Genomic DNA, 25,443 nt, shown 5'->3' on the forward strand with positions numbered 1-25,443 from the left:
ATACATAATATTGTTTTTGACTAAAGAATATGATCTAATGATCATAGCAAATACAATTTGTAATAAAAACAATACTTTATTAAAATTGTGTAGAAAATATTCATATATATTAAAATTTAAATGTCATACGATAACATCGTGTTAATATCAACAAAAGCTTAATAATCTTACTAAAATAAGTTATAATAATAAATATATTTAATAAGGTTTAATATTAAATATATAATCATATCTAAAATAATTATACATAATCCAACTAAAGTCAATATTTCCAATAAAAGTAATATGTGTAATCAAATCATGAGATTATACTTAAATGTAATACAATTTTAAGTAATGATTAATCGATTCAAAATTCAATGTAATAATAATTATGACTCAATTACGTCGTAGAACACTGGGAAATCTTTCATTATTAGCTAAAACAAACATACCGCTATTATTAAAACGTCTATATATTCAACGCGGTATTAAACATCCAAGTGAATTAGTGTTAAGTACTTCTAATTTACTTACTTATTCTCAATTAACTGGAGTACATAAAGCGGTAACGCTTTTAGCAAAAGCGATATTTACTAATCTAAAAATTATTATAGTAGGAGATTTTGATACTGATGGTGCTACTAGCATTGCTTTAGTTATGATTGCGTTAAAAACTATGGGCGCAAAAAATATTAGTTTTTTAGTACCTAATCGTTTTGAAGAACATTATGGTCTTACTACTAAAATCGTAGAGCAAGCTTTAGCTTTTGGTGCTCAAATGATTTTAACAGTTGATAATGGTATTTCTGCTTATGATGGAATTAATCTAGCTTATTCTAAAAATATTCCAGTATTAGTTACTGATCATCATTTACCTAGTAATATTTTACCGCCAGCTGCAGCCATTGTGAATCCTCATTTAAAATCTTGTCATTTTCAATCAAAAAATTTAGCAGGTGTTGGAGTAGCTTTTTATCTAATGCTTGCACTACGTGCCAACTTATATCAAAAAGGCTGGTTTAGTAATCAGAAAATAGCTGTACCTAAATTAGCAAAATTATTAGATTTAGTTGCATTAGGAACGATAGCTGATATGGTTCCATTAGATTTTAATAATCGTATTTTAGTATATCAAGGAATTAGCAGAATTAGGTCTGGTTACTGTTGTATTGGTATTCGTGTTTTAGCTGAGATTGCTCATATTAATTTAGCTAACTTATGTGCAAGTGATTTAGGTTTTTATCTTGGGCCATATTTAAATGCGGCTGGACGGTTAAAGGATATGTCGTTAGGAGTAAATTTACTACTTAGCAATAATTTATTACAGGCTCGTATGCTTGCCAAAAAGTTAGATATTCTTAATAAAACTAGGCGTCAAATTGAATATAGAATGAAAATTCAAGCATTAGAATTATGTAAGAAAACCGTACAAAATCAAGGTAAGATGCCATTAGGCTTATCTATTTATCACCATCAATGGCATCAAGGTGTAATAGGTATTTTAGCTTCAAAACTTAAAGAACATTTTCATAGACCTGTAATTATTTTTGCTCCTACTAGTAATGGTTTATTAAAAGGTTCTTGTCGTTCAATTGTTGGTTTACATATATATGATGTACTACACAAATTAAATTCTTTATATCCTGGCATGATTTTAACATTTGGTGGTCATGCTATGGCTGCTGGTTTAACTTTAAAAGAAATTCAGTTCCATACTTTTAGCTATCGTTTTAATAATCTGATTCAACAACTTATCATACCATCAATGCTAGATAAGATCATTTGGTCAGACGGTGAATTATCAAGTAAAGAGTTATCTATTGTTACAGCTGAAATCTTACAAAATGGAGGACCATGGGGAGAAGCATTTCCATATCCATTATTTGATGGCAAGTTTACTATTATTAATCAAAGATTATTAAATAAAAAACATTTAAAATTAAAAATAAAACATATTTCTAACGGACCAATAATAGATGGAATTATGTTTAATACTAATACTTTAATATTTCCTAATAATAAACAAAACATCGTTCAATTAGCTTATAAGCTGAATATTAATAAATATTATGGTACTAGTCGTTTAGAATTATTAATTGAACATATATGGTCATGTAATAAATTTTAATTATTTGAATATATATTGCTATATTTTTAACAAATTAACAGTAACTTATTATTTTTATGGAATAAAACACATATATGATGGAAAAACATTATATTCAAAATCAAATACGAAATATTTTAGAAAGAATAAAAGTTCTTAGGGGGTATCTTTAATTATGATATTAAGAAAAAACGTATCGAAGAAATACAAGCAAAATTAGAAATTACAGAGACATGGAATAAACCTAGAGAAGCACAAATTTTAAAACAAGAACTATCTGCTATTAAATTAATTACTAATACTATTGATAATATATCTGAAGAAACAATAGATCTAGAATTATTACTAGAATTAGCTTTCACAGAAAAAGATGAACAAACTTTTCTTGAAACTAAGTCTGAGTTAGATAATATCGTTAAAAAATTAGAACAACTAGAGTTTTGTCGTATGTTTGCAGGTCAATATGACAGTGCTAATTGTTATATAGATATTCAAGCTGGTTCTGGTGGTACTGAAGCACAGGATTGGGCTAATATGCTATTACGTATGTATCTACGTTGGTCTGAATCTCATGGATTTAAAACAGTAATCATAGCAGAATCTTTAGGTGAAATAGCTGGAATAAAATCAGTGACGATCAATATCATTGGTCATTATGCTTATGGTTGGTTACGAACTGAAACTGGTATACATCGTTTAGTACGTAAAAGTCCGTTTGATTCTGGTGGTAGACGTCATACCTCATTTAGTTCTGCATTTGTTTATCCAGAAATTAATAATAATATTAATATTAATATAAATCAAAAAGATTTACGTATTGATGTTTTTCGTGCATCAGGTGCAGGTGGTCAACATGTTAATCGTACTGAATCTGCAGTTCGTATTACACATTTACCTACTAATATCGTCACACAATGCCAAAATGACCGTTCACAGCATAAAAATAAAGATCAAGCAATGAAACAACTTAAAGCTAAATTATATGAATTTGAGTTACATAAAAAAAATATAGAAAAAATTACACAAGAAAATACTAAATCAGATATTAATTGGGGTAATCAAATTCGTTCTTATGTATTAGATGATTCACGCATTAAAGATTTACGTACTGGTATAGAAATACGTAATATCCAGGCAGTACTAGATGGTAATTTAGATAAATTTATTAAAGCTAGTCTAAAAGCAGGATTATAAATTTATAAGGAATTAAATTCTATGTGTAACAAAAAATTATTACAATTACATAATAAATCTAACACATTAGATTTAAATAATGAGTTATATTTACGCAAAGTTAAATTAGCAGAATTACGTCAAGAAGATAATCCTTTTCCTAATGATTTCCGACGTAATATGATCTCTAATCAATTACATGCTCAATATGGTGATAAAAATCATAAACATTTAGAAAAATTAAAAGTAAACGTAAGTGTAGCTGGTCGCATGATAACTCGTCGTATTATGGGTAAAGCATCATTTATTACCTTACAAGATGGAGGTGGAAAAATACAACTTTATGTTTCTTGTAAAAATTTACCTAAAGAATTATATAATACTTTTTTAAAAAAATGGGATTTAGGAGATATATTAGGAATCTGTGGTAGTTTATTTAAAACACGTACTGGAGAGTTATCTATATACTGTAGTAAAATAAGGTTACTCACAAAATCTTTACGTCCACTACCTGATAAGTTTCATGGTTTAGTCGATAAGGAAACATGTTATCGTAAACGCTATTTAGATTTAATTACTAATGATACATCTCGTTCGATATTTAAAATACGATCGCGTATTATATCAGAAATACGTCAATTTATGACGACACATAATTTTATGGAAGTAGAAACACCAATAATGCAAACCATTCCTGGTGGTGCAGCAGCACGTCCATTTATAACACATCATCATACACTTGATATAGATATGTATCTTCGTATTGCGCCAGAACTATACTTAAAAAGATTAGTAGTTGGTGGTTTAGAACGTATTTTTGAAATAAACTATAATTTTCGTAATGAAGGATTATCTGCGTATCATAACCCAGAATTTACTATGATGGAACTTTATATGGCTTATGCAGATTATCGTGATTTAATATTTTTAATAAAAAAATTATTGTTAACTCTAACAACACGTATTATAGGTAGTAACACCATTACATATAATGGCCAATCTTTAGATTTTAGTAAAGAATTTATAGAAATGACAATGATCGAAGCAATTTGTTATTATAATTCAAAAATTATGCCAGCAGATTTATATAATTTTACAACAATTACCATTATTGCACAATCTTTAGGTATTAAGATAGATAAAGAATGGGGTTTAGGTAGATTACAAACAGAAATTTTTGAAGAGACCACAGAAAAAAATTTAATTCAACCAACATTTATTACTTGCTATCCAGTAGAAGTATCTCCATTAGCACGTCGTAATGATAATAATCCATTTTTTACAGATCGGTTTGAATTTTTTATTGGAGGTATTGAAATAGGTAACGGTTTCTCAGAACTAAACGATGCAGAAGAGCAAACAAAAAGATTTATTGAACAAGAGCAAAGAAAAAATTCTAATAATAATACTACTGCTTATGATAAAGATTATATTACAGCGCTAGAATATGGGTTACCACCTACTGCTGGATTAGGTATTGGTATTGATAGATTAATAATGTTATTTACTAATAGTAAAACTATTCGTGATGTAATATTGTTTCCAACTATGCGTCCACAACCACAACAATAATAAATTTTTATTAAAAATTGAATTTATCTATATTAGAAGTGTATATTACATATACAATAAATGGTTATTAATAAAATAATGTTACTAAAACAAAATAAAAAAATATATCCTAATATTTTAATATTAGACTCTGGTGTTGGTGGTTTATCAATTTTTTCTGAAGTAATAAAAATATTACCTAACGCCAATTATATATATGTATTTGATAATGAAGCTTTTCCATACGGTGAAAAATCACGAATCTTTATTATTGATAGAGTAGTTAATATAGTATATGCTATATATAAAATGTACACATTAAATATTATTATTATTGCTTGTAATACTGCTAGTATTTTAACACTTTCAATATTACGAAGATACTTTCTTTGCCCTATTATTGGAGTTGTGCCAGCTATTAAACTAGCTACTAAATTAACACGTAGTGGTATGATTGGTTTGTTAGCTACCACAGTTACATTACAAAGTAATTATATCCAAAATTTAATCTGTAAATTTGCAACTTGCTATAATATAATACCTATTAGTGCTCCCGAATTAGTAATTTTAGCTGAAGCTAAATTACATGGTGAAAAAATATCATTATTAATGATAGAACAAATATTGTTGTTATGGTTAAAAACAGTTAATATACTAAATATAGATACTATTATTTTAGGATGTACACACTTTCCATTACTTCGTGAAGAATTACAGATGATTTTACCAAATCATATTCAGCTAATAGATTCTCATAAAGCCATTGCTCAACAAGTATTATACTTAGTTAAACAATCTATAAATTATAGTAATTACTCTATCATACCAATACCAAATAAAACATATTATTTAGCAAAAAACGATAAAATATCTTCATTAATACCGCATTTAAATAAATGCGGTTTTTATCATATTCAACATTTATTATTATAATACATTACTTAACTTAACTAAAATTAAATAATTATATTTATATTATAAATAAACTCTTGACTGATCAGTAAGATCAGGTAACATATAAACAATGTCGATTAATAATTATCTTATTCGACAATGCTCTTTAATAATTGATTAGATAATTTGTGTGGACACACGCAAAAAATAGTTAAAAACTTAAAAAACTAATAACATTGTTTTTTATGAATAATTTTTTAAGTAAACAATTTTCAATTGAAGAGTTTGATCATGGCTCAGATTGAACGCTGGCGGTAAGCTTAACACATGCAAGTCGAGCGGCATCGGAAAGTAAATTAATTACTTTGCCGGCAAGCGGCGAACGGGTGAGTAATATCTGGGGATCTACCTTATGGAGAGGGATAACTATTGGAAACGATAGCTAACACCGCATAATGTCGTCAGACCAAAATGGGGGACCTAATTTAGGCCTCATGCCATAAGATGAACCCAGATGAGATTAGCTAGTAGGTGAGATAATAGCTCACCTAGGCAACGATCTCTAGTTGGTCTGAGAGGATGACCAGCCACACTGGAACTGAGACACGGTCCAGACTCCTACGGGAGGCAGCAGTGGGGAATCTTGCACAATGGGGGAAACCCTGATGCAGCTATACCGCGTGTGTGAAGAAGGCCTTCGGGTTGTAAAGCACTTTCAGCGGGGAAGAAAATGAAGTTACTAATAATAATTGTCAATTGACGTTACCCGCAAAAGAAGCACCGGCTAACTCCGTGCCAGCAGCCGCGGTAAGACGGAGGGTGCAAGCGTTAATCGGAATTACTGGGCGTAAAGCGTATGTAGGCGGTTTATTTAGTCAGGTGTGAAAGCCCTAGGCTTAACCTAGGAATTGCATTTGAAACTGGTAAGCTAGAGTCTCGTAGAGGGGGGGAGAATTCCAGGTGTAGCGGTGAAATGCGTAGAGATCTGGAAGAATACCAGTGGCGAAGGCGCCCCCCTGGACGAAAACTGACGCTCAAGTACGAAAGCGTGGGGAGCAAACAGGATTAGATACCCTGGTAGTCCACGCTGTAAACGATGTCGATTTGAAGGTTGTAGCCTTGAGCTATAGCTTTCGAAGCTAACGCATTAAATCGACCGCCTGGGGAGTACGACCGCAAGGTTAAAACTCAAATGAATTGACGGGGGCCCGCACAAGCGGTGGAGCATGTGGTTTAATTCGATACAACGCGAAAAACCTTACCTACTCTTGACATCCAGAGTATAAAGCAGAAAAGCTTTAGTGCCTTCGGGAACTCTGAGACAGGTGCTGCATGGCTGTCGTCAGCTCGTGTTGTGAAATGTTGGGTTAAGTCCCGCAACGAGCGCAACCCTTATCCTTTGTTGCCAACGATTAAGTCGGGAACTCAAAGGAGACTGCCGGTGATAAACCGGAGGAAGGTGAGGATAACGTCAAGTCATCATGGCCCTTACGAGTAGGGCTACACACGTGCTACAATGGTGCATACAAAGAGAAGCAATCTCGTAAGAGTTAGCAAACCTCATAAAGTGCATCGTAGTCCGGATTAGAGTCTGCAACTCGACTCTATGAAGTCGGAATCGCTAGTAATCGTGGATCAGAATGCCACGGTGAATACGTTCCCGGGCCTTGTACACACCGCCCGTCACACCATGGGAGTGTATTGCAAAAGAAGTTAGTAGCTTAACTCATAATACGAGAGGGCGCTTACCACTTTGTGATTCATAACTGGGGTGAAGTCGTAACAAGGTAACCGTAGGGGAACCTGCGGTTGGATCACCTCCTTACACTAAAAAGTTAAATAAAATTGTGATGTGTCCACACAAATTATCTAGTTATTATTAATAACTATTAATAAAGTATGTATATTTATTTAAATATAGTATTTACATATAATTTTTATTTATGTCCCCTTCGTCTAGTGGTCTAGGACGCTGCCCTTTCACGGCAGCAACAGGGGTTCAACTCCCCTAGGGGACGAATGCAACAATTATTAGATACAATTTGTATAAATGTAAATTTAGTATGTTTGTTCTTTAACAATTTAAAATTAAACTCAAAATAACAAAATATTTTAGGGTTGTGAGGTTAAGTAACTAAGCGTATACGGTGAATGCCTAGACAGTCAGAGGCGATGAAGGACGTGCTAATCTGCGAAAAGCATCGGTAAGCTGATAGGAAGCATTATCAACCGATGATATCCGAATGGGAAAACCCGATACAAATTTTTGTATCATTATTAAGTAAATTCATAGCTTAATAAAGCGAACCAGGAGAACTGAAACATCTAAGTATCCTGAGGAAAAGAAATCAACCGAGATTCCCTCAGTAGTGGCGAGCGAACAGGGAACAGCCTAAAGCCATCATCAGTTTATATGTTAGAAAAATGTGTTTGGAAAAAACAGCAATAATAGGTGATAGCCCTGTATTCAAAAATATATAAGCTGTGAGCTTAAAAAGTAAAGCGGGACACGTGGTATCCTGTTTGAAGATGGGGGGACCATCCTCTAAGGCTAAATACTCCTGACTGATCGATAGTGAACTAGTACCGTAAGGGAAAGGTGAAAAGAACCCCGGTAAGGGGAGTGAAATAGAACCTGAAACCGTATACGTACAAGCAGTAGAAGCATTTTTAAAATGTGACTGCGTACCTTTTGTATAATGGGTCAGCGACTTATATTCTGTAGCAAGGTTAACCATATAGGGGAGCCGTAGGGAAACCGAGTCTTAATTGGGCGTTTAGTTGCAGGATATAGACCCGAAACCCGGTGAGCTAGCCATGAGCAGATTGAAGGTTAAGTAACACTAACTGAAGGATCGAACCGACTAATGTTGAAAAATTAGCGGATGACTTGTGGCTAGGGGTGAAAGGCCAATCAAACCGGGAGATAGCTGGTTCTCCTCGAAAGCTATTTAGGTAGCGCCTCGTGAATTCATCTTTGGGGGTAGAGCACTGTTTTGGCTAGGGGTCCATTCTGGGTTACCAACCCAATGCAAACTACGAATACTAAAGAATGTTATCACGGGAGACACACGATGGGTGCTAACGTCCATCGTGAAAAGGGAAACAACCCAGACCGCCAGCTAAGGTCCCAAAGTCATAGTTAAGTGGGAAACGAAGTGGGAAGTCATAAACAACCAGGATGTTGGCTTAGAAGCAGCCATCATTTAAAGAAAGCGTAATAGCTCACTGGTCGAGTCGTCCTGCGCGGAAAATGTAACGGGGCTAAACTATGCACCGAAGCTGCGGCAGCAATATTTGCATATTGCTGGGTAGAGGAGCGTTCTGTAAGCCTGTGAAGGTATATTGTAAAATATACTGGAGGTATCAGAAGTGCGAATGCTGACATAAGTAACGATAAAGCGGGTAAAAAACCCGCTCGCCGAAAGACTAAGGTTTCCTGTTCAACGGTAATCGGAGCAGGGTAAGTCGACCCCTAAGGCGAGGCCGAAAGGCGTAGTCGATGGAAAACAGGTTAATATTCCTGTACTAGATGTAACTGCGAAGGGGGAACGAAGAAAGCTAAGTTCGCCGGGTAACGGTTGTCCCGGTTTAAACGTGTAGGTGGAAAAAGTAGGCAAATCCGCTTTTTCATAACACTAAGGCGTGATGACTAACCATTCCAATGGTAAAGGAATTGATGCTATGCTTCCAAGAAAAGCCTCTAAGCTTCAGGTTACATAAAATCGTACCTCAAACCAACACAGGTAGTCAGGTAGAGAATACTAAGGCGCTTGAGAGAACTCGGGTAAAGGAACTAGGCAAAATGGTGCCGTAACTTCGGAAGAAGGCACGCTGGCATGTAAGTTATAGGACTTGCTCCTAACGCTGAAGCCAGTCGCAGATACCAGCTGGCTGCAACTGTTTATTAAAAACACAGCACTGTGCAAACACGAAAGTGGACGTATACGGTGTGACGCCTGCCCGGTGCCGGAAGGTTAATTAATAGAGTCACTAAGCTCTTGATCGAAGCCCCGGTAAACGGCGGCCGTAACTATAACGGTCCTAAGGTAGCGAAATTCCTTGTCGGGTAAGTTCCGACCTGCACGAATGGCGTAATGATGGCCAGACTGTCTCTACCCGAGACTCAGTGAAATTGAATTCGCCGTGAAGATGCGGTGTACCCGTGGCAAGACGGAAAGACCCCGTGAACCTTTACTATAGCTTGATACTGAATATCAAACTTTGATGTGTAGGATAGGTGGGAGGCTTTGAAGTGTAGACGCCAGTCTACATGAAGCCAACCTTGAAATACCACCCTTTAATGTTTTATGTTCTAACTCTAGTCCGTAATCCGGATTGAAGACAGTGTCTGGTGGGTAGTTTGACTGGGGCGGTCTCCTCCTAAAAAGTAACGGAGGAGCACAAAGGTTAGCTAATCACGGTCGGACATCGTGAGGTTAGTGCAAAGGCATAAGCTAGCTTAACTGCGAGAGTGACAATTCAAGCAGATGCGAAAGCAGGTCTTAGTGATCCGATGGTTCTAAATGGAAGGGCCATCGCTCAACGAATAAAAGGTACTCCGGGGATAACAGGCTAATACCGCCCAAGAGTTCATATCGACGGCGGTGTTTGGCACCTCGATGTCGGCTCATCACATCCTGGGGCTGAAGTAGGTCCCAAGGGTATGGCTGTTCGCCATTTAAAGTGGTACGCGAGCTGGGTTTAGAACGTCGTGAGACAGTTCGGTCCCTATCTGCCATGGGCGTTGGAAGATTGAGAGGGGCTGCTCCTAGTACGAGAGGACCGGAGTGGACGCACCGCTGGTGTGCGGGTTGTCATGCCAATGGCATTGCCCGGTAGCTATGTGCGGAAAAGATAACCGCTGAAAGCATCTAAGCGGGAAACTTGCCTCAAGATGAGTCTTCCCTGAGGCTGAAGTTTAAGCCTCCTAAAGGGACGTTAAAGACTATAACGTTGATAGGTCTGATGTGTAAGCGCTGTGAGGCGTTGAGCTAACAGATACTAATGACCCGTGAGACTTAACCTTACAACACCTAAAATATTTAGTTTAATTTTAAATGTTTACAACAAAGTTAATTTAATTACTGAAAAAATTGCCTGGTGGCAATAGCGCGGTGGTCCCACCTGATACCATACCGAACTCAGAAGTGAAATACCGTAGCGCCAATGGTAGTGTGGGGTTTCCCCATGTGAGAGTAGGAAACTGCCAGGCAATACCTTTTTAAGGTGCGGTAGTTCAGTTGGTCAGAATACCGGCCTGTCACGCCGGGGGTCGCGGGTTCGAGTCCCGTCCGCACCGCCAACCCAACCTAACATATACATCCTAATACTAATAGGGGCGTAGTTCAACTTGGTAGAGCACCGGTCTCCAAAACCGGAAGTTGGGAGTTCAAATCTCTCCGCCCCTGTCTTCTTGTAATAGAGCTAAATCAGCTATCTGTAAGAATAATTGACGTAAATTATCAAGTAAGGTTAAGCGATTCATACGTACTTCTTCCTTTTCAGTCATAATCATGACTTTATCGAATAAAGTATCCACGAGTTTACGTAAACTCACTAATTTTACTAACGCATCATAATATCTATCTGTAGCAAAAAATGGTTGTAGTTCCTTACGCAATATTATTATATAATTCATGAGGTTAATTTCCTCTGGCTCCTGCAAGAGAAACATTTTAACATCACCCTTAATAATAGCGATAGCTTGAGATTTAGTAAGAATATTAAAAACGCGCTTATTTATGGCTGTGAGTGCCTGCGCATCAGGAAGTTTACGGAATTTACTCAAAGCACGTATACGAGCATCAAAGTCTATTAGTTTAGTCGGTCGAGGCGCTAGTACTGCATGAATAGTATCGCTACTGTAACCATGATTCTGATACAAGGCGCGTAAACGATTCAACATAAAGTTAATAACATCATTTACTACAGCTTTATTAGTCAGTTTATCTTGGTATAAAAGTACAGCTTTTTCTATTAATGCTTGTAAATCGAGAGGCAATTGTTTTTCTACGATAATACGTAGGACACCCAGCGCAGCACGGCGTAGGGCGAATGGATCTTTATCATGCTTAGGATGCTGATTAATGCCAAAAATTCCAACTAAGGTATCAATTTTATCTGCGATTGCAACTGCGCAGGAAACAAATGTTGTAGGTAAATTATCACCAGCAAACCTGGGTAGATACTGTTCTTTTTGTGCTAATGCAACATACTCAGGTTCGCCATCTAGTCGGGCATAATGCATACCTATAACGCCCTGAATTTCAGGATACTCAAACACCATATTAGTCATTAAGTCACATTTAGATAATAAACCTGCACGTGACGCCTGCTTAACGTTAGTAGCAATAATTTCGGCAATCCAACTGGCTAAAAGTTCAATACGAGTACTTTTCTCACGAAGAGTACCGAGTTGTATTTGGAACATAACAGTATCTAGAAGTGATAAGTTATCTTCTAGCCGTCGCTTACGGTCGGTATTAAAAAAAAACTCTGCATCTGCTAGACGGGAACGGACTACTTTTTCATTTCCAGCGATAACAGTTAATACATTTTTAGACTCTATATTAGCGACCAAAATAAAGTACGGTAACAATTTTTGTTCTGTATTATAGATAGGAAAATATTTTTGATCATTTATCATAGTATACACTAGTGCTTCAGTAGGTACTGCCAAGAACTTCTCTTCAAAACTGGCAATGAGCACTATCGGCCATTCAACCAACGATGTTACCTCTTCTAATAGGCTATCGTTTATATCTGCGATACCTCCTATTTTTTTAGCTGCAGCTGCTACATCATGACTGATAATTTTTTTGCGTAGCTCATAGTCTGCCATTACCCGTCCACGTTCTAGAAGCACCTGAGGATAGCAATCAGCGTGCAATAGGCTTATTTTTGTTTCACCCATGAAGCGATGGCCGCGAATTATACGATCTGAGTTAATGCCTAAGATGTTGCCTGGAATCACCTGATCGTCTAGCAATAAGGTTACTGTACGTACAGGACGAATAAATTTATAGTGTTGATCTCCCCAGCGCATTACTTTTGGAAATGATAATGATAATTTATCTAGTGCGTTACGAACTATATTGCATAATAGTGATTGCACGGGCTGAGCAATGACTAACATTTTGTAAATTAGCCACTCTCCTTTATCTGTAGAAAGACGTTCAGCTTGATTTACTGTTATGCCGCAGTAACGCGCCCAGCCTATCGCAGCTTTAGTTGGTTTACCTTCAGCATCAAAAGCTTGAGCAACAGCTGGTCCTCTTTTTTCAATATAACAGCTATCAGTATGAGCACTGCTGTTCATACTCATTACTTTAAGTGCTAGACGGCGCGGAGCTGCGAACCAGTTGATTTTTTCATAACTAATACGAGCACTATCAAGTTCAATGCTAACATTAGCTGCAAAAACTTGTGCCAACGAACGTAGCTTTTTAGCTGGCAACTCTTCTGTACCAATTTCTACAAGAAAAGTTTTTGTATGCATTTATATACCTATGTGTTATGGCTTAACTTACACATCGGAAACCCAAGCGCTTTACGCGAAGCATAGTAGATTTTTGCTACTGTCTTAGTCATATTTCGGAGACGAAAGATATAGCATTGTCGTTCTGTAACAGAAATAGCTTTACGGGCATCGAGCATATTAAAGTTATGCGCAGCTTTAAGGACACATTCATAAGCAGGTAACGGAAGTGGTTTTTCTAGAGTTAGAAGGTTAAGCGCTTCTTTTTCATATTGTTCAAAACAATTAAATAAGAAATCAGTATTAGCATATTCAAAATTATAAGTTGATTGCTCAACTTCATTTTGATGAAAAATTTCGCCATAAGTTGTACAGCCAAGCGCACCTTCGTTCCAGATAAGATCATAAACGCTTTCAACACTTTGTAAAAACATAGCGATTCGCTCGAGGCCATAAGTGATCTCACCTGTCACTGGTTGGCACTCAAAACCACCTACTTGTTGAAAATAAGTAAATTGAGTAACTTCCATACCGTTGAGCCATACTTCCCAGCCTAATCCCCAAGCGCCCAGCGTCTGATTTTCCCAATTATCTTCTACGAAGCGGATGTCATTAATGGTCGTATCTAGTCCAATGGTTTTCAGAGAATTGAGATATACTTCCTGAATATTTTTTGGTGAAGGTTTAAGCATTACTTGAAATTGATAATAGTGCTGTAAACGATTCGGGTTTGCACCATACCTACCATCAGTAGGACGACGCGACGGTTGAACATAGGCAACAGCAATTGGCTCTGGGCCCAGAGCTCGCAGGCAGGTCATAGGATGTGAGGTACCAGCACCGACCTCAACATCTAGTGGTTGTACAATAGTACAACCATAGCGCGCCCAGTAATCCTGAAGTGTCATAATCAGACTCTGAAAGGTAAAAGTATTACCATAATCATTTGGCATTTTACTTACAGTATTATGGGCTATTAAAAGACAGATTAACGATGAACTCAAAAACTTTACTTAAAAAGTATCTATATGATAATTTAATTGTGTGTTAAATAACAAGAGATTAGAACATCTTTTTAACACTACGGTAGCTTCCATCATAAATAGAAAAGTAAAATATAATGACGCCAGAAACTCTATTCATAGAAGATTATGAACGGCAACTGAAAGAAAAAGCAAGATACCTACAGCAAATTATGGCTCAGTTTCATGCTCCTTATGTAAAAATCTTTGATTCCCAACCTATCAATTACCGCATGCGCGCCGAATTTCGTGTTTGGCATGATTACGACAATATTTTTCATATTATGTTCGATCCGCAGACCAAAAAACACATTCCTATTGATCATTTTATGGCCGGCAGCCTGCTGATGAACGAACTTATGAGCGCTATGATTGCGGCGGTGCGGTCGTCACGAGTTTTACGCAATAAATTATTTCAGCTAGATTATCTTACTACTTTAAGCGGTGAAGCTGTAATAACGCTGATTTATCACCAATCTCCCGAAGAAAAAGAATGGCGTAAGCATGCAACTCAGCTACGTGAAGATTTACGCGCTAAAGGTTATCAGGTTAATCTCATTAGCCGCGCTGCCAAACAAAAAATTTGTATAGAATGTAATTATGCGGAAGAATTTCTACCTGTATCAGGACGTATACTCAATTACCGACAAATAGAAAATAGCTTCACTCAACCTAATGCCGGAATCAATATTAAGATGCTGGAGTGGGCTTTAGAGGCTACTCAAGAATCACGTGGAGATTTACTAGAACTATACTGTGGTAATGGTAACTTCTCATTAGCGCTAGCTTGTAATTTCGAACGTATATTGGCTACAGAAATAGCAAAACCGTCAGTAGAGGCGGCACAACATAATCTTATTGCTAATAAGATAGAGAATGTGCAGATCATCCGTATGTCGGCAACAGAGTTTACCCAGGCGATACAGGGAAAACGTGAGTTCACGCGTATGAGGAATATAGATCTACACAGTTACCAATGCGAAACTATTTTTGTTAATCCACCGCGAAGTGGCCTCGATGAGGTTACAACGAAGATGGTGCAAGCTTATCCACGTATTATTTATATATCTTGTAATCCTAAATCATTGTGCCACAATCTATCGATGCTTGCTGCATCGCATACAATAGAACTACTGGCGTTGTTCGATCAATTTCCCTATACCAACCATATAGAGTGCGGTCTATTGTTAGTACGTAAAGCTAAATATACAAAATATTAAAGTTTTCAACTCAACTAATAATATTATTGTTAACTAACAACTGGTTTATTTTTGATTTTAGGACGTACCCCTAGGGTATGACAGATCGTATATGTTAACTCATCCCGGTTGAGCGTATAGAAATGAAAATCCTTAACACCCTCGCGGCTTAGAATTTTAACTATATCTATGGCAATAGAAGCACCCACCATCTTGCTTGTTTCTATATCTTGATCAAGTCCATCAAACATGACACTCATCCAGTGTGGTACTTTTACGTTGGTCATAGCTGCAAAACGCTGTAACTGACGAAAATTAAATACCGGCATAATTCCAGGCACGATTTCAGTATCGATACCCGCTGCCAAGCAGCGATCACGGAACCGCAGGTAGCTCTCAACATTAAAAAAAAACTGAGTAATGGCGCGGCTGGCGCCAGCATCTACTTTTCTTTTAAGATTCATTAAGTCAGATTGAGCGCTTCGCGCTTCCGGATGAACTTCTGGATAGGCAGCCACAGAAATCTCGAAATCACCCACGGTTTTCAATAGTACTACCAAATCTAAGCCATACATCGTCATAGCCTGCCGGTTGCAACCAGGAGGTAGGTCACCGCGTAGCGCTACGATATGACGAATCCCGCTGCGCCAATACTCTTGTACTATTTCCTGTAGTGCAGGCTGCGAAGCATCGATACAGGTCAAATGCGGCACTGCCTCTAATCCAGTACGTTCTTTAATCTCTTTGATAATACTGTAGGTACGCTTACGTTCTCCTGAATTAGCGCCGTAAGTAACAGAGACAAAAATTGGTTGAAGTTGACTTAACCGGTCGAGAGAATTCCAGAAAGATAGTTCCATTTGACTAGTACGAGGAGGAAAAAACTCAAAAGAAACGTTTATATTACCCTGGAGTTCAGCTAAATTCTGATTTAGTACTTCTTGCTGATAAACGTGAAATAAACTCATGCCTTTACTTGACCTCATAAGATCAGGTTATAAATATGTGGACAGAAAATGAAGTAAATTAAGAGTAACGTCAATTAAATAATTGACTACTGAGAAAAATATTCAAAGATCTTGAATAAAGTTCAAATTGACTTATAGTTATAGTGATAAATATAAGCTAGCTAATATGCTGTCCAGCTTGTAAAGCTTGTGCGATATCTGCAATTAAATCTTCACTATCCCCGATACCGGCACGGGCCCGCGATTCAGGAGCCTTCCCTTCCCCTGCATGAGTTATAGTCGTTGCGTGGGATATTAGGCTCTCTACTCCACCCAGGGTAAACAGTTCTAGCGCTCCTAAAAAAACTGTATAGTGCGGTTTCATCTCCGTATCACTTTTATAGCTAGGATGCCCGGGTAATTCTGGATCATATAATTTTTTAACCTGGGGGTGTTGCTGTAAATAAGCGACGATTTCCTGAGCATTACTTGGCAATTACAGCGCCGACCATCACATCAGAGTGTCCGTTAAGATACTTGGTGCAGGAGTGCACCATGCCATGAGATCAGCTCCTAACGCTAGCGGTTATTGTAGAGCCGGACTGACTCATAAAGGTATTGTATTGTCTACAACTCGTAGCAAAGGATTGCGTAGCCGCCAGAGTTTATTCATTACCTTGGTCTATAAACTGTACTTTATAGGCGCCCCGCTGACTAGGCTTTCGAACAGAAGATAACGACCACCATAACAGTCATAGGGCGTAACTAGCAAATTACCTAGTTTCAGTAACATCGTGCACACGAGATGGATGGCAGACATACCGCTGCTGGTCATCACTACTCCTGCTCCGCCTTCCAACCTAGTCAGTGTACGCTGCATCCCTAGTTGGATTTCCACATCGTGAGTAATCATGGGTGCGTGGTTGGTTGAATTGAATAAAATTCAATGTGCTAGATCAGGTTATCGGTGGTACGAGACAGCCAAATTACTTATCATTATTTAATCCACTGCAAACGGCTATGGTGGCTTGTTTGCGTGTCATATTCTCGTATCCTGACTTATCAAAGTTAGGATAAAAGAGTAAAGCGCATAATTGTAGACGTCTACACATCTAGAAGTTTTTACTGCTTATTTTGTAAGTTAAGCAAGTAATAATAAAAGCTAAAATTATGCTAAATTAAATAATAAAAATTTAATCTTAGTATTATCGTGCATACTACCTAATAATAAGGATAGAGTAATGAAAAAATTTTTAGATAGCGTAGATTTATCTAGCACGAACATTAACATTAAGTAGTGTGTTTCTAGTGGATACGGCATAATTAGCTAATTGTCTTTGTCTACTAATTAATATTAGTGTAATGAAATCTTAAGGTACACCATGGCAGAATGGAAAGGTGAGTATATCAGCCCTTATGCTGAAAGTGGTAAAAAAAGTGAACAAGTAAAAAAAATTACAGTTTCCATTCCATTGAAAGTACTGAAAATTCTGACTGACGAAAGAACCCGGCGCCAGGTTAATAACCTGCGCCACGCCACGAATAGTGAGCTGCTGTGCGAAGCTTTTCTGCATGCTTTTACTGGCCAGCCTTTACCTAACGATCATGATTTACGCAAAGTACATAACGACGAAATCCCAGAAGTTGCAAAAAAAATGATGCGTGAAATCGGGATAGATCCCGATACTTGGGTTTATTGATACTGATATAGCACTATTCGAACCCTAATTTTTGCTAACTGGAATACGAAAACGCTTATGAAAACGTTCAACACGACCGCGAGTATTAACAATACGTTGCTTACCAGTATAAAACGGATGACAAGCACTACATACGTCTAAGTTCAAGTTATGGTATAAAGTGGAATGAGTTTTGATAATATTACCACAAGAACAGATAGCCGTAATTTCAAAGTATTTTGGATGTATATTTTTTTGCATGGGACACCTATTCGTCAGATTGTGTCGCTATCGACGATTTTAACTATAAGCCACACGAATTAAATGTTAAGTTTCATCACTTTGAAGTCGTCTGATATGTGATATGACATCAAAGGCGACGGATAATACAGAATGCAACCGATTTTGGCAAATTAATCTATATATCATACGCACATCTAGTTAGCTCTTTTTACTCCGGAATAAACTAATGCTCGTTATTAACGTTGCTCTACCTGTGCCACTGGCACGAACTTTCGATTATTTACTATCCGATAACGCAAACCAAGCAGTCGTAGGAGGGAGGGTACGGGTTCCGTTCGGTCATCGCCAGGTCATTGGTATCATTACAGCAATTCATGTACGTAGTAAGCTAGCACCAGATCAGCTAAAACTTGTTACTGAAGTCCTAGATAGCCAGTCGCTATTTTCTGATAGCTTATGGCGCATTTTGATTTGGTCGATTAGCTATTACCACTATCCAGCCGGCAAAGTTTTATTTCACTCCTTGCCAGTACTGATTCGCCGGGGTAAGCCAGCAGAAATAGCACCAATGTGGCAATGGTTCGCTACTCACAAAGGTAGTAGAACTTTACTCAATAGTTTAAAACGAGCTCCTAAGCAACAAAAGGCGCTAACAGCGCTACTGAGCGGGCCGTTTTATCGTCATCAAGTTAGCGATTTACAACTGGACGACGCAGCGTTACAGGCACTGCGTATAAAAGGATTATGCAACTTGCGTGCACTTCCGGTAGTAAAAGACGACTGGCGTACTATATTTAGGGTAAATAGCGAACATCAGCGACTTAGGCTGAATGCGGAGCAAACTACCGCTGTGGGTGCTATCCGCAGCAAGGATGAGCAATATGGTGTCTGGTTACTTGCTGGTGTTACGGGAGCGGGTAAAACAGAAGTCTATCTTACAGTACTAGAAAATATTCTCTCAAAAGGGAAACAAGCTTTGGTTCTCGTGCCAGAAATAGGCTTAACTCCGCAAACTATCGCCCGCTTTCGCGAGCGCTTCCATGCTCCGGTGGAAGTGCTACATTCCGGGCTGAATCACCAAGAAAGATTGACTGTTTGGCGGAAAGTGAGGCTTGGCGAAAGTGCCATCGTAATCGGTACACGCTCCGCGCTATTCACTCCCTTTGCTAGGCTAGGACTGATTGTCATCGACGAGGAACACGACTGCTCGTATAAGCAGCATGATGGTTGGCGCTATAACGCCCGTGACCTAGCGGTATTTCGCGCTCGCGAGGAGAATGTACCAATTATACTTGGTACTGCCACACCGGCTTTGGAGACTCTCTATAATGTACAACAGAACAAATACCATCAATTAACGCTAGGAAAGCGTATTGGTAATGCTCAACTCGCCAGTCAGCAATTGGTAGATTTAAAAGGCCAGCAGCTGACTAACGGGCTATCTACGGCACTAGTACAAAAAATGCGACGGCACTTAGAAGCCGGCAATCAAGTCATGCTTTTTCTCAACCGACGCGGTTTTGCGCCAGCGCTACTGTGTCATGAGTGCGGGTGGATAGCTGAGTGCCAGCGGTGCGATCACTACTATACTTTTCATCAGCAGCAACACCAGTTACGCTGCCATCACTGCTATAGTCAACGTCCGGTGTCGTCTCAGTGTTCACAATGCGGTTCAACTCAGCTTGTACCAGTAGGTTTGGGCACAGAGCAACTTGAGGAAGCGCTAGCGCGGCAATTTCCTACCGTGCCTGTGACGCGTATCGATCGTGACACCACTGCGCGTAAAGGAGCACTAGAGTGTTTTTTAGCCCAGGTTAAAAGTGGTGGTGAGCGTATTTTAATCGGGACACAAATGCTTGCCAAAGGACACCATTTTCCCGACGTAACTTTAGTATCTTTATTAGATGTAGACGGTGCGCTTTTTTCTAGCGATTTTCGCGCCGCTGAGCGTTTCGCCCAGCTTTATACTCAGGTATCCGGCCGTGCGGGCCGCGCTGGCAAGCAAGGAGAAGTGTTATTGCAAACCTATTATCCGGAGCATCCTCTGCTACAGACACTACTTAGCTACGGATATATGGACTTCGCCCTACAAATGCTGGAAGAACGTCGACAAGCTGGTTTGCCGCCTTTTACTAATCATATTCTTTTTCGTGCGGAAGATCATGATAACAACCAGGCAGAATTATTTCTAGACCAATTACGTCAATTATTAGATGATCATCCGGGGCACGATAAAGCACTTTTGTTAATGGGTCCTATACCAGCATTAGCGCCTAAGCGTTGCGGAAGGTTCCGTTGGCAACTATTATTGTCACATCCATCAAGGTTACAGTTACAGCGACTTGTAACAACTATTTTACCATTGGTGGGAACGCTTTCCCAAGCGCGTAAAGTAAAATGGTCATTAGATGTAGATCCTATTGACAGCTGATACTTGTACGATATCAGGTAATAGCAACATCATAACAAAGTATATAAAGTTAGTTAACTCTGGACAAAATTATAGTGGCACAAATAGACTATATAGATCGTGTTTCTAGTACACGGCATAAAAAAAACCATCGTAAAAAAAATTTTTTTACGATGATATTACTATTAGTATTAATAGCCTTTGTGAGCGGTATTAACTTTTTTAGAGTACATAACAAATCGGACAAGTCAGTGATGGTACCAATTATAAAAAAGCATACAGGCAATGGATTACCCCCTAAACCAAAGGAACGCTGGCGCTATATCAGTGAACTAGAGAACCGCTAGAGATAGGTATACGTCTTACTGCTAGTTTATAGGGAGCAAGCAGATTGATCAACATGGGGGTTGAAAACATTAAATCCTACCCCATTTAATGGTTAACTTATCTTATCCACGCATGTCATCGCGTGGTGATTACTATTTTCATTTATAAGGAGTTGCTCGTGACAACAATCGTCAGCGTACGTCGTAACAATCATGTTGTCATTGGTGGTGATGGCCAGGCTACTCTAGGTAATACTGTAATGAAGGGTAACGTACGCAAAGTTCGTAGACTATATTATAATGACAAAGTTATTGCTGGTTTTGCTGGTGGTACCGCCGATGCATTAACATTATTCGAATTATTTGAACGTAAACTAGAAATATATCAAGGACATTTAGTTAAAGCTGCCGTGGAGTTAGCTAAAGACTGGCGTACCGACCGTATGCTGCGCCGTCTAGAAGCGCTTCTAGCTGTAGCAGACGAAAATGCATCCCTAATAATTACCGGAAATGGCGATGTAGTACAGCCGGAAAACGACTTAATTGCTATTGGTTCCGGTGGACCATATGCGCAATCAGCGGCTCGCGCTTTATTGGAAAATACGAATATCAGCGCCCGTGAAATTGTGGAAAAATCATTGAAAATTGCTGGAGATATCTGTATCTACACCAATCAATTCCATACCATTGAAGAATTAACGTCCAAAGCTGAAGGATATTGAAAATATGTCTCAAATGACTCCACGCGAAATCGTCAACGAACTCGATGACTATATTGTAGGCCAGTACAATGCTAAACGAGCAGTAGCCATCGCGTTGCGTAATCGCTGGCGTCGTATGCAACTAGATGAAACACTACGTCATGAAGTTACCCCGAAAAATATTCTCATGATTGGCCCTACCGGCGTAGGTAAGACTGAAATAGCGCGGCGCCTAGCCAAACTAGCTAACTCTCCTTTTATTAAAGTAGAAGCTACTAAATTTACCGAAGTAGGTTACGTAGGCAAAGAAGTTGATTCCATTATTCGTGATTTAACCGATGCTGCAGTCAAAATGGTACGTCTGCAATCAATGGAAAAAAACCGTTTCCGTGCGGAAGAAAGAGCAGAAGAACGAGTACTAGATGTGTTAATCCCGCAACCAGCTCCAAATAATTGGGGTCAGATGGAAGAAAACAATGAGCCTTCAAGTACCCGCCAGCATTTCCGCAAAAAGTTACGGGAAGGTGAACTGAATGACAAAGAAATTGAGATCAATCTCGCCGCTGCACCGATAGGCGTCGAAATCATGGCCCCTCCTGGCATGGAAGAGATGACTAATCAACTCCAGTCTATGTTTAAAAATCTCGCTGGTCAGAAGCAAAAATCGCGCAAAATGAAAATTAAAGAAGCGATGAAGCTATTAATCGAAGAAGAAGCAGCTAAGCTTATTAACCAAGAAGAGATTAAAGAGAAAGCTATAGAGGCAGTTGAGCAACATGGTATCGTATTCATCGATGAAATAGACAAGATTTGTAAACGCGGTGAAGTTTCTGGGCCAGATGTATCCCGTGAAGGTGTACAGCGAGATCTACTACCTCTGGTGGAAGGTTGTACAGTATCTACTAAGCATGGCATGGTCAAAACGGACCATATTTTGTTCATAGCTTCTGGCGCTTTTCAGGTTGCCAGCCCGTCAGATCTAATACCTGAGCTACAAGGACGCCTGCCGATTCGCGTTGAGCTCGAAGCTCTCACTCCTAAAGATTTCCAACTGATTCTTACTGAACCTAGTGCTTCGCTTACCATGCAGTATATTGCACTCATGGCCACTGAAGGAGTGAGTATTTCTTTCACCGAAGACGGCATAAAGCGTATTGCCGAAACAGCTTGGCAGGTCAACGAGCGTACGGAGAACATCGGGGCTCGACGCCTGCACACTGTTCTGGAGCGTTTGATGGAGGAAATTTCCTACGACGCTAGCGAATGGCATGGTAAAACAATTTCTATTGACGCAGATTATGTTCGCAGTCATCTCGATGAGTTAGTATCTGATGAAGATTTGAGTAGATTTATTTTGTAACCTCTCATATAGTCAAAATACTAAATATACTAATAATATATTACTATATTATAGTAACTATACTTCATCCATCTTGCTCAATAAACGGCACAGACGTTCTTGTAAAACATCTTGTTCTTTTTTTCAGCTGCTCATTTTTGCTGACCAGCGACTCACTACTGTGTTGTGCCTGTTGTAATTCATGATTTAAGTGATTATTTTTTTCTTTTGAGCTCTTCTATTTCCATCTGCAGAAGAGTAATAGTGTCAATTGCTTGCTGAACTTTTGCTTCGAGCTTATCAAAAACTTCAAATCCCATTAATTTACCCTTACCATTACCTTGAAAATTTTCTAAACAGCTTTATACATACTTTTTGATACGAAGTTTTATTTTAAGTAGCTATTCTGCTTCTGTCTAGACACATTGTTTGTCTTCATGAATTCTGAACACTTTCAGCTTCAGCAAAAAGGTAAAAAGATTGCTTCATAACCGTAATTTTCTTAAGCTCGTTGTTTCCGTAACCGTAATAGAGAAAATAAAATGCGACATCCGTTAATTATTGGTAACTGGAAACTTAACGGCAACAAACATATGGTAAACCATTTAATCACTGCACTACGTAATAAATTAAGTAATATCATCGGTTGCGACGTTGCTATAGCTCCGCCGATGATATATCTTGATAAAGCTAAATATAATCTGGCTGATAGCCGCATTGCGCTGTGCGCGCAGAACGTTGATCTCCATGTTTCTGGCGCGTTTACAGGTGAAATTTCCGCCAATATGCTGAAAGATATTGGCGTAAAATATATTATCATTGGACATTTTGAACGCCGTTCCTACCATAAAGAAAGTAATCAAGATATCGCTGATAAATTTGCGATCATAAAAAATGAAGGACTAATTCCAGTTTTATGCATAGGAGAAAGCAAAGCTGAGAATGACGCTCACCAGACAGAAGCAGTTTGCGCTAGCCAACTTGACGCAGTACTGAACAGAATAGGAGCGAAAGCTTTTGAAAATTCAGTTATAGCCTATGAGCCTCTTTGGGCTATCTCTACCGGTAAATCCGCTAATCCGTTTCAGGCACAAACAGTACATAAATTTATTCGAGACTATCTTGTTCTTCATGATAACACTGTAGCAGAGCAGGTGATTATTCAGTACGGAGGTTCAGTAAACGCTGGCAATGCCGCGGCATTTTTCACCCAGCCGGATATCGATGGAGCGTTGGTCGGCGGTGCCTCACTGAATGCAGATGTCTTCGCTGCTATCGTAAAAGCAGCCGTGCAAGCAAAACAAAAGCTAGCTCTCGCTAGCTGCTGCTTATAAACTTGTTATGGTTATCTTATCGCTGATGGATCTGATCGAAGCTGCTACCATTGGAAAAATGCTCTTTCTTAGCTTTCTGCCAATTACCGAAGGTATCATCTAAGGTAAAGAGTTTGAGCTTTGGAAATTCATTAATGAATTCTTTCGTAATGCTGGCGTCGCGCGGCCGATAGTAGTTTTTCGCCGCGATGCGCTGGCCTTCAGGAGAGTAAAGATACTTCAAGTAAGCATTTGCAACCTCACGGGTACCTTTTTTATCAACAATTCGATCGACAACAGCTACTGTTGGCTCTGCCAATATTGACTCGCTTGGCGTCACAATTTCCAGCTGATTACTCTGACTATTTAGCTTATTGATTGCTAGTAATGCCTCATTTTCCCAAGCTATTAGTACATCACCCTGTCCGCGCTCCACAAATGTATTGGTAGCACTACGAGCACCTGAATCCAATACGCTCACATTTTTGTACAGAGCTTTAACAAACTGTTGTGCTTTCACAGGATCGTAATTATTGTGAGACAGAGCATAACCCCAGGCAGCTAGATAATTCCAGCGGGCGCCGCCAGAAGTTTTGGGATTAGGCGTTATAACAGAGACTCCGGGTTGGATCAAATCTTCCCAGTCATGAATATTGTGGGGATTTCCTTTACGCACCAGGAATACTATAGTCGACGTATAGGGTGCTGAGTTGTCTGGTAGGCGAGTAATCCAATTTTTATCAATAAGCGTATGCTCAGCAATCGCGTCGACATCTGAGGCTAATGCGAGGGTAACTATATCAGCTTCAATACCATTTATTACCGATGTTGCTTGTTTACTAGAACCTCCGTGAGACTGACGTACTGTTATATGATCACCAGTTTTATGGTGCCAATATTCGGTAAATGCTTTGTTATACTCTTGGAAAAACTCGCGGGTGGGATCGTAGGAAATATTCAGCAAACTTATTTCTTTGGCGAAGATATTTGCTGATAGCAATATCAATAGTAACCCAGACGGTAATTTTAACATTATCTACTCCCTCAAATACATGTAAAAAGGTATTATTCAATACA

15 protein-coding genes, 3 tRNA genes, 3 rRNA genes and 2 pseudogenes are annotated in these 25,443 nt (G+C 38.6%); 16 read left to right on the forward strand and 7 right to left on the reverse strand.

Annotated features, from left to right (window positions below):
• Window positions 1-373: 373 nt before the first annotated feature.
• The 10 genes from recJ to IM45_RS00875 all read left to right on the forward strand — a co-directional run bounded on the left by recJ (window position 374) and on the right by IM45_RS00875 (window position 11,118).
• The gene (recJ, locus tag IM45_RS00830) at window positions 374-2,110 is read left to right on the forward strand and encodes a single-stranded-DNA-specific exonuclease RecJ (protein WP_144241936.1); all 1,737 of its coding nucleotides are present in this window, start codon (window positions 374-376) and stop codon (window positions 2,108-2,110) included.
• A gap of 74 nt (window positions 2,111-2,184) precedes the next feature.
• Window positions 2,185-3,283 (forward strand): peptide chain release factor 2 gene (gene prfB, locus IM45_RS00835; RefSeq protein WP_144241937.1). Its coding sequence is split into 2 segments (ribosomal slippage): window positions 2,185-2,259 and window positions 2,261-3,283, totalling 1,098 coding nucleotides; the frame shifts between segments, so codons are not numbered across the junction.
• 21 nt (window positions 3,284-3,304) lie between these two features.
• Window positions 3,305-4,834: a lysine--tRNA ligase gene (gene lysS, locus IM45_RS00840; RefSeq protein WP_038498062.1), complete on the forward strand. Its 1,530-nt coding sequence runs from the start codon at window positions 3,305-3,307 to the stop codon at window positions 4,832-4,834.
• 60 nt (window positions 4,835-4,894) lie between these two features.
• The gene (murI, locus tag IM45_RS00845) at window positions 4,895-5,746 is read left to right on the forward strand and encodes a glutamate racemase (protein WP_038498065.1); all 852 of its coding nucleotides are present in this window, start codon (window positions 4,895-4,897) and stop codon (window positions 5,744-5,746) included.
• A 234-nt stretch (window positions 5,747-5,980) separates the two neighbouring features.
• A 16S ribosomal RNA gene (locus tag IM45_RS00850) occupies window positions 5,981-7,532 on the forward strand.
• Between the two features lie 120 nt (window positions 7,533-7,652).
• A tRNA-Glu gene (locus IM45_RS00855) sits at window positions 7,653-7,725 on the forward strand.
• Between the two features lie 106 nt (window positions 7,726-7,831).
• Window positions 7,832-10,736: ribosomal RNA gene (locus IM45_RS00860) — 23S ribosomal RNA — on the forward strand.
• Window positions 10,737-10,806: 70 nt separating this feature from the next.
• A 5S ribosomal RNA gene (gene rrf, locus IM45_RS00865) occupies window positions 10,807-10,922 on the forward strand.
• The 16S, 23S and 5S rRNA genes sit together here with 3 tRNA genes alongside, the layout of an rRNA operon.
• Window positions 10,923-10,935: 13 nt before the next feature.
• Window positions 10,936-11,012: transfer RNA gene (locus IM45_RS00870), tRNA-Asp, on the forward strand.
• Between the two features lie 32 nt (window positions 11,013-11,044).
• Window positions 11,045-11,118 (forward strand) — tRNA-Trp (locus tag IM45_RS00875).
• On the opposite strand, the gene glyS is transcribed toward IM45_RS00875, so the two are convergent.
• Window positions 11,100-13,208 carry a glycine--tRNA ligase subunit beta gene (gene glyS, locus IM45_RS03615; protein WP_051984630.1) on the reverse strand — a complete coding sequence of 703 codons (2,109 nt, stop codon included), beginning with the start codon at window positions 13,206-13,208 and terminating at the stop codon, window positions 11,100-11,102. The two genes, IM45_RS00875 and glyS, sit on opposite strands and share 19 nt — an antisense overlap.
• 8 nt (window positions 13,209-13,216) lie before the next feature.
• Window positions 13,217-14,140, reverse strand: coding sequence for a glycine--tRNA ligase subunit alpha (gene glyQ, locus IM45_RS00880; RefSeq protein WP_038498068.1), 924 nt, complete (start codon window positions 14,138-14,140; stop codon window positions 13,217-13,219).
• A gap of 167 nt (window positions 14,141-14,307) precedes the next feature.
• Between glyQ and trmA the strand changes: the two genes are divergently transcribed.
• Window positions 14,308-15,429, forward strand: coding sequence for a tRNA (uridine(54)-C5)-methyltransferase TrmA (trmA, locus tag IM45_RS00885; protein WP_038498071.1), 1,122 nt, complete (start codon window positions 14,308-14,310; stop codon window positions 15,427-15,429).
• 29 nt (window positions 15,430-15,458) lie between these two features.
• Here the strand turns inward: trmA and metF are convergent, their stop codons facing one another.
• Window positions 15,459-16,376: a methylenetetrahydrofolate reductase gene (gene metF, locus IM45_RS00890; RefSeq protein ID WP_038498076.1), complete on the reverse strand. Its 918-nt coding sequence runs from the start codon at window positions 16,374-16,376 to the stop codon at window positions 15,459-15,461.
• Between the two features lie 157 nt (window positions 16,377-16,533).
• Window positions 16,534-17,398, reverse strand: a pseudogene (locus IM45_RS03765) (PLP-dependent transferase).
• A 339-nt stretch (window positions 17,399-17,737) separates the two neighbouring features.
• Between IM45_RS03765 and metJ the strand changes: the two are divergent.
• Window positions 17,738-18,055, forward strand: a complete 318-nt coding sequence (gene metJ, locus IM45_RS00900; RefSeq protein ID WP_038498079.1) for a met regulon transcriptional regulator MetJ — start codon at window positions 17,738-17,740, stop codon at window positions 18,053-18,055.
• 24 nt (window positions 18,056-18,079) lie between these two features.
• Here metJ and rpmE read toward each other — a convergent pair whose 3' ends face one another.
• A complete protein-coding gene (gene rpmE, locus IM45_RS00905) occupies window positions 18,080-18,295 on the reverse strand; it encodes a 50S ribosomal protein L31 (protein WP_038498082.1) in 216 nt (71 codons plus the stop codon).
• A gap of 208 nt (window positions 18,296-18,503) precedes the next feature.
• On the opposite strand from rpmE, the gene priA reads away from it, so the two are divergent.
• The 3 genes from priA (at window position 18,504) to hslU (ending at window position 23,074) form a co-directional block, all read left to right on the forward strand.
• The gene (priA, locus tag IM45_RS00910) at window positions 18,504-20,708 is read left to right on the forward strand and encodes a primosomal protein N' (protein WP_038498085.1); all 2,205 of its coding nucleotides are present in this window, start codon (window positions 18,504-18,506) and stop codon (window positions 20,706-20,708) included.
• 484 nt (window positions 20,709-21,192) lie between these two features.
• The gene (hslV, locus tag IM45_RS00920) at window positions 21,193-21,735 is read left to right on the forward strand and encodes an ATP-dependent protease subunit HslV (RefSeq protein ID WP_038498092.1); all 543 of its coding nucleotides are present in this window, start codon (window positions 21,193-21,195) and stop codon (window positions 21,733-21,735) included.
• Between the two features lie 4 nt (window positions 21,736-21,739).
• Window positions 21,740-23,074: an HslU--HslV peptidase ATPase subunit gene (gene hslU / locus IM45_RS00925; RefSeq protein ID WP_038498095.1), complete on the forward strand. Its 1,335-nt coding sequence runs from the start codon at window positions 21,740-21,742 to the stop codon at window positions 23,072-23,074.
• Between the two features lie 57 nt (window positions 23,075-23,131).
• Here the strand turns inward: hslU and zapB are convergent.
• Window positions 23,132-23,373: pseudogene (gene zapB, locus IM45_RS00930) on the reverse strand (cell division protein ZapB).
• 222 nt (window positions 23,374-23,595) lie between these two features.
• Between zapB and tpiA the strand changes: the two are divergent.
• Complete coding sequence (tpiA, locus tag IM45_RS00935; protein WP_038498098.1) at window positions 23,596-24,387, forward strand: triose-phosphate isomerase; 792 nt, start codon at window positions 23,596-23,598, stop codon at window positions 24,385-24,387.
• Between the two features lie 16 nt (window positions 24,388-24,403).
• Here the strand turns inward: tpiA and IM45_RS00940 are convergent, their stop codons facing one another.
• On the reverse strand, window positions 24,404-25,399 hold the full coding sequence (locus IM45_RS00940) for a sulfate ABC transporter substrate-binding protein (protein WP_038498103.1): 996 nt from the start codon (window positions 25,397-25,399) through the stop codon (window positions 24,404-24,406).
• Window positions 25,400-25,443 lie beyond the last annotated feature (44 nt).

The sequence above is a fragment of the Candidatus Palibaumannia cicadellinicola genome, assembly GCF_000754265.1.
Classification (GTDB): domain Bacteria; phylum Pseudomonadota; class Gammaproteobacteria; order Enterobacterales; family Enterobacteriaceae; genus Baumannia; species Baumannia cicadellinicola_B.

Excerpts from the sequence above, each read along its gene's own strand:
- recJ (WP_144241936.1), top strand. The coding sequence starts at position 374 with ATGACTCAATTACGTCGTAGAACACTGGGAAATCTTTCATTATTAGCT.
- lysS (WP_038498062.1), top strand. The coding sequence starts at position 3,305 with ATGTGTAACAAAAAATTATTACAATTACATAATAAATCTAACACATTA.
- murI (WP_038498065.1), top strand. The coding sequence starts at position 4,895 with ATGGTTATTAATAAAATAATGTTACTAAAACAAAATAAAAAAATATAT.
- glyS (WP_051984630.1), bottom strand. The coding sequence starts at position 13,208 with ATGCATACAAAAACTTTTCTTGTAGAAATTGGTACAGAAGAGTTGCCA.
- glyQ (WP_038498068.1), bottom strand. The coding sequence starts at position 14,140 with ATGCCAAATGATTATGGTAATACTTTTACCTTTCAGAGTCTGATTATG.
- trmA (WP_038498071.1), top strand. The coding sequence starts at position 14,308 with ATGACGCCAGAAACTCTATTCATAGAAGATTATGAACGGCAACTGAAA.
- metF (WP_038498076.1), bottom strand. The coding sequence starts at position 16,376 with ATGAGTTTATTTCACGTTTATCAGCAAGAAGTACTAAATCAGAATTTA.
- metJ (WP_038498079.1), top strand. The coding sequence starts at position 17,738 with ATGGCAGAATGGAAAGGTGAGTATATCAGCCCTTATGCTGAAAGTGGT.
- rpmE (WP_038498082.1), bottom strand. The coding sequence starts at position 18,295 with ATGCAAAAAAATATACATCCAAAATACTTTGAAATTACGGCTATCTGT.
- priA (WP_038498085.1), top strand. The coding sequence starts at position 18,504 with ATGCTCGTTATTAACGTTGCTCTACCTGTGCCACTGGCACGAACTTTC.
- hslU (WP_038498095.1), top strand. The coding sequence starts at position 21,740 with ATGTCTCAAATGACTCCACGCGAAATCGTCAACGAACTCGATGACTAT.
- tpiA (WP_038498098.1), top strand. The coding sequence starts at position 23,596 with ATGCGACATCCGTTAATTATTGGTAACTGGAAACTTAACGGCAACAAA.
- IM45_RS00940 (WP_038498103.1), bottom strand. The coding sequence starts at position 25,399 with ATGTTAAAATTACCGTCTGGGTTACTATTGATATTGCTATCAGCAAAT.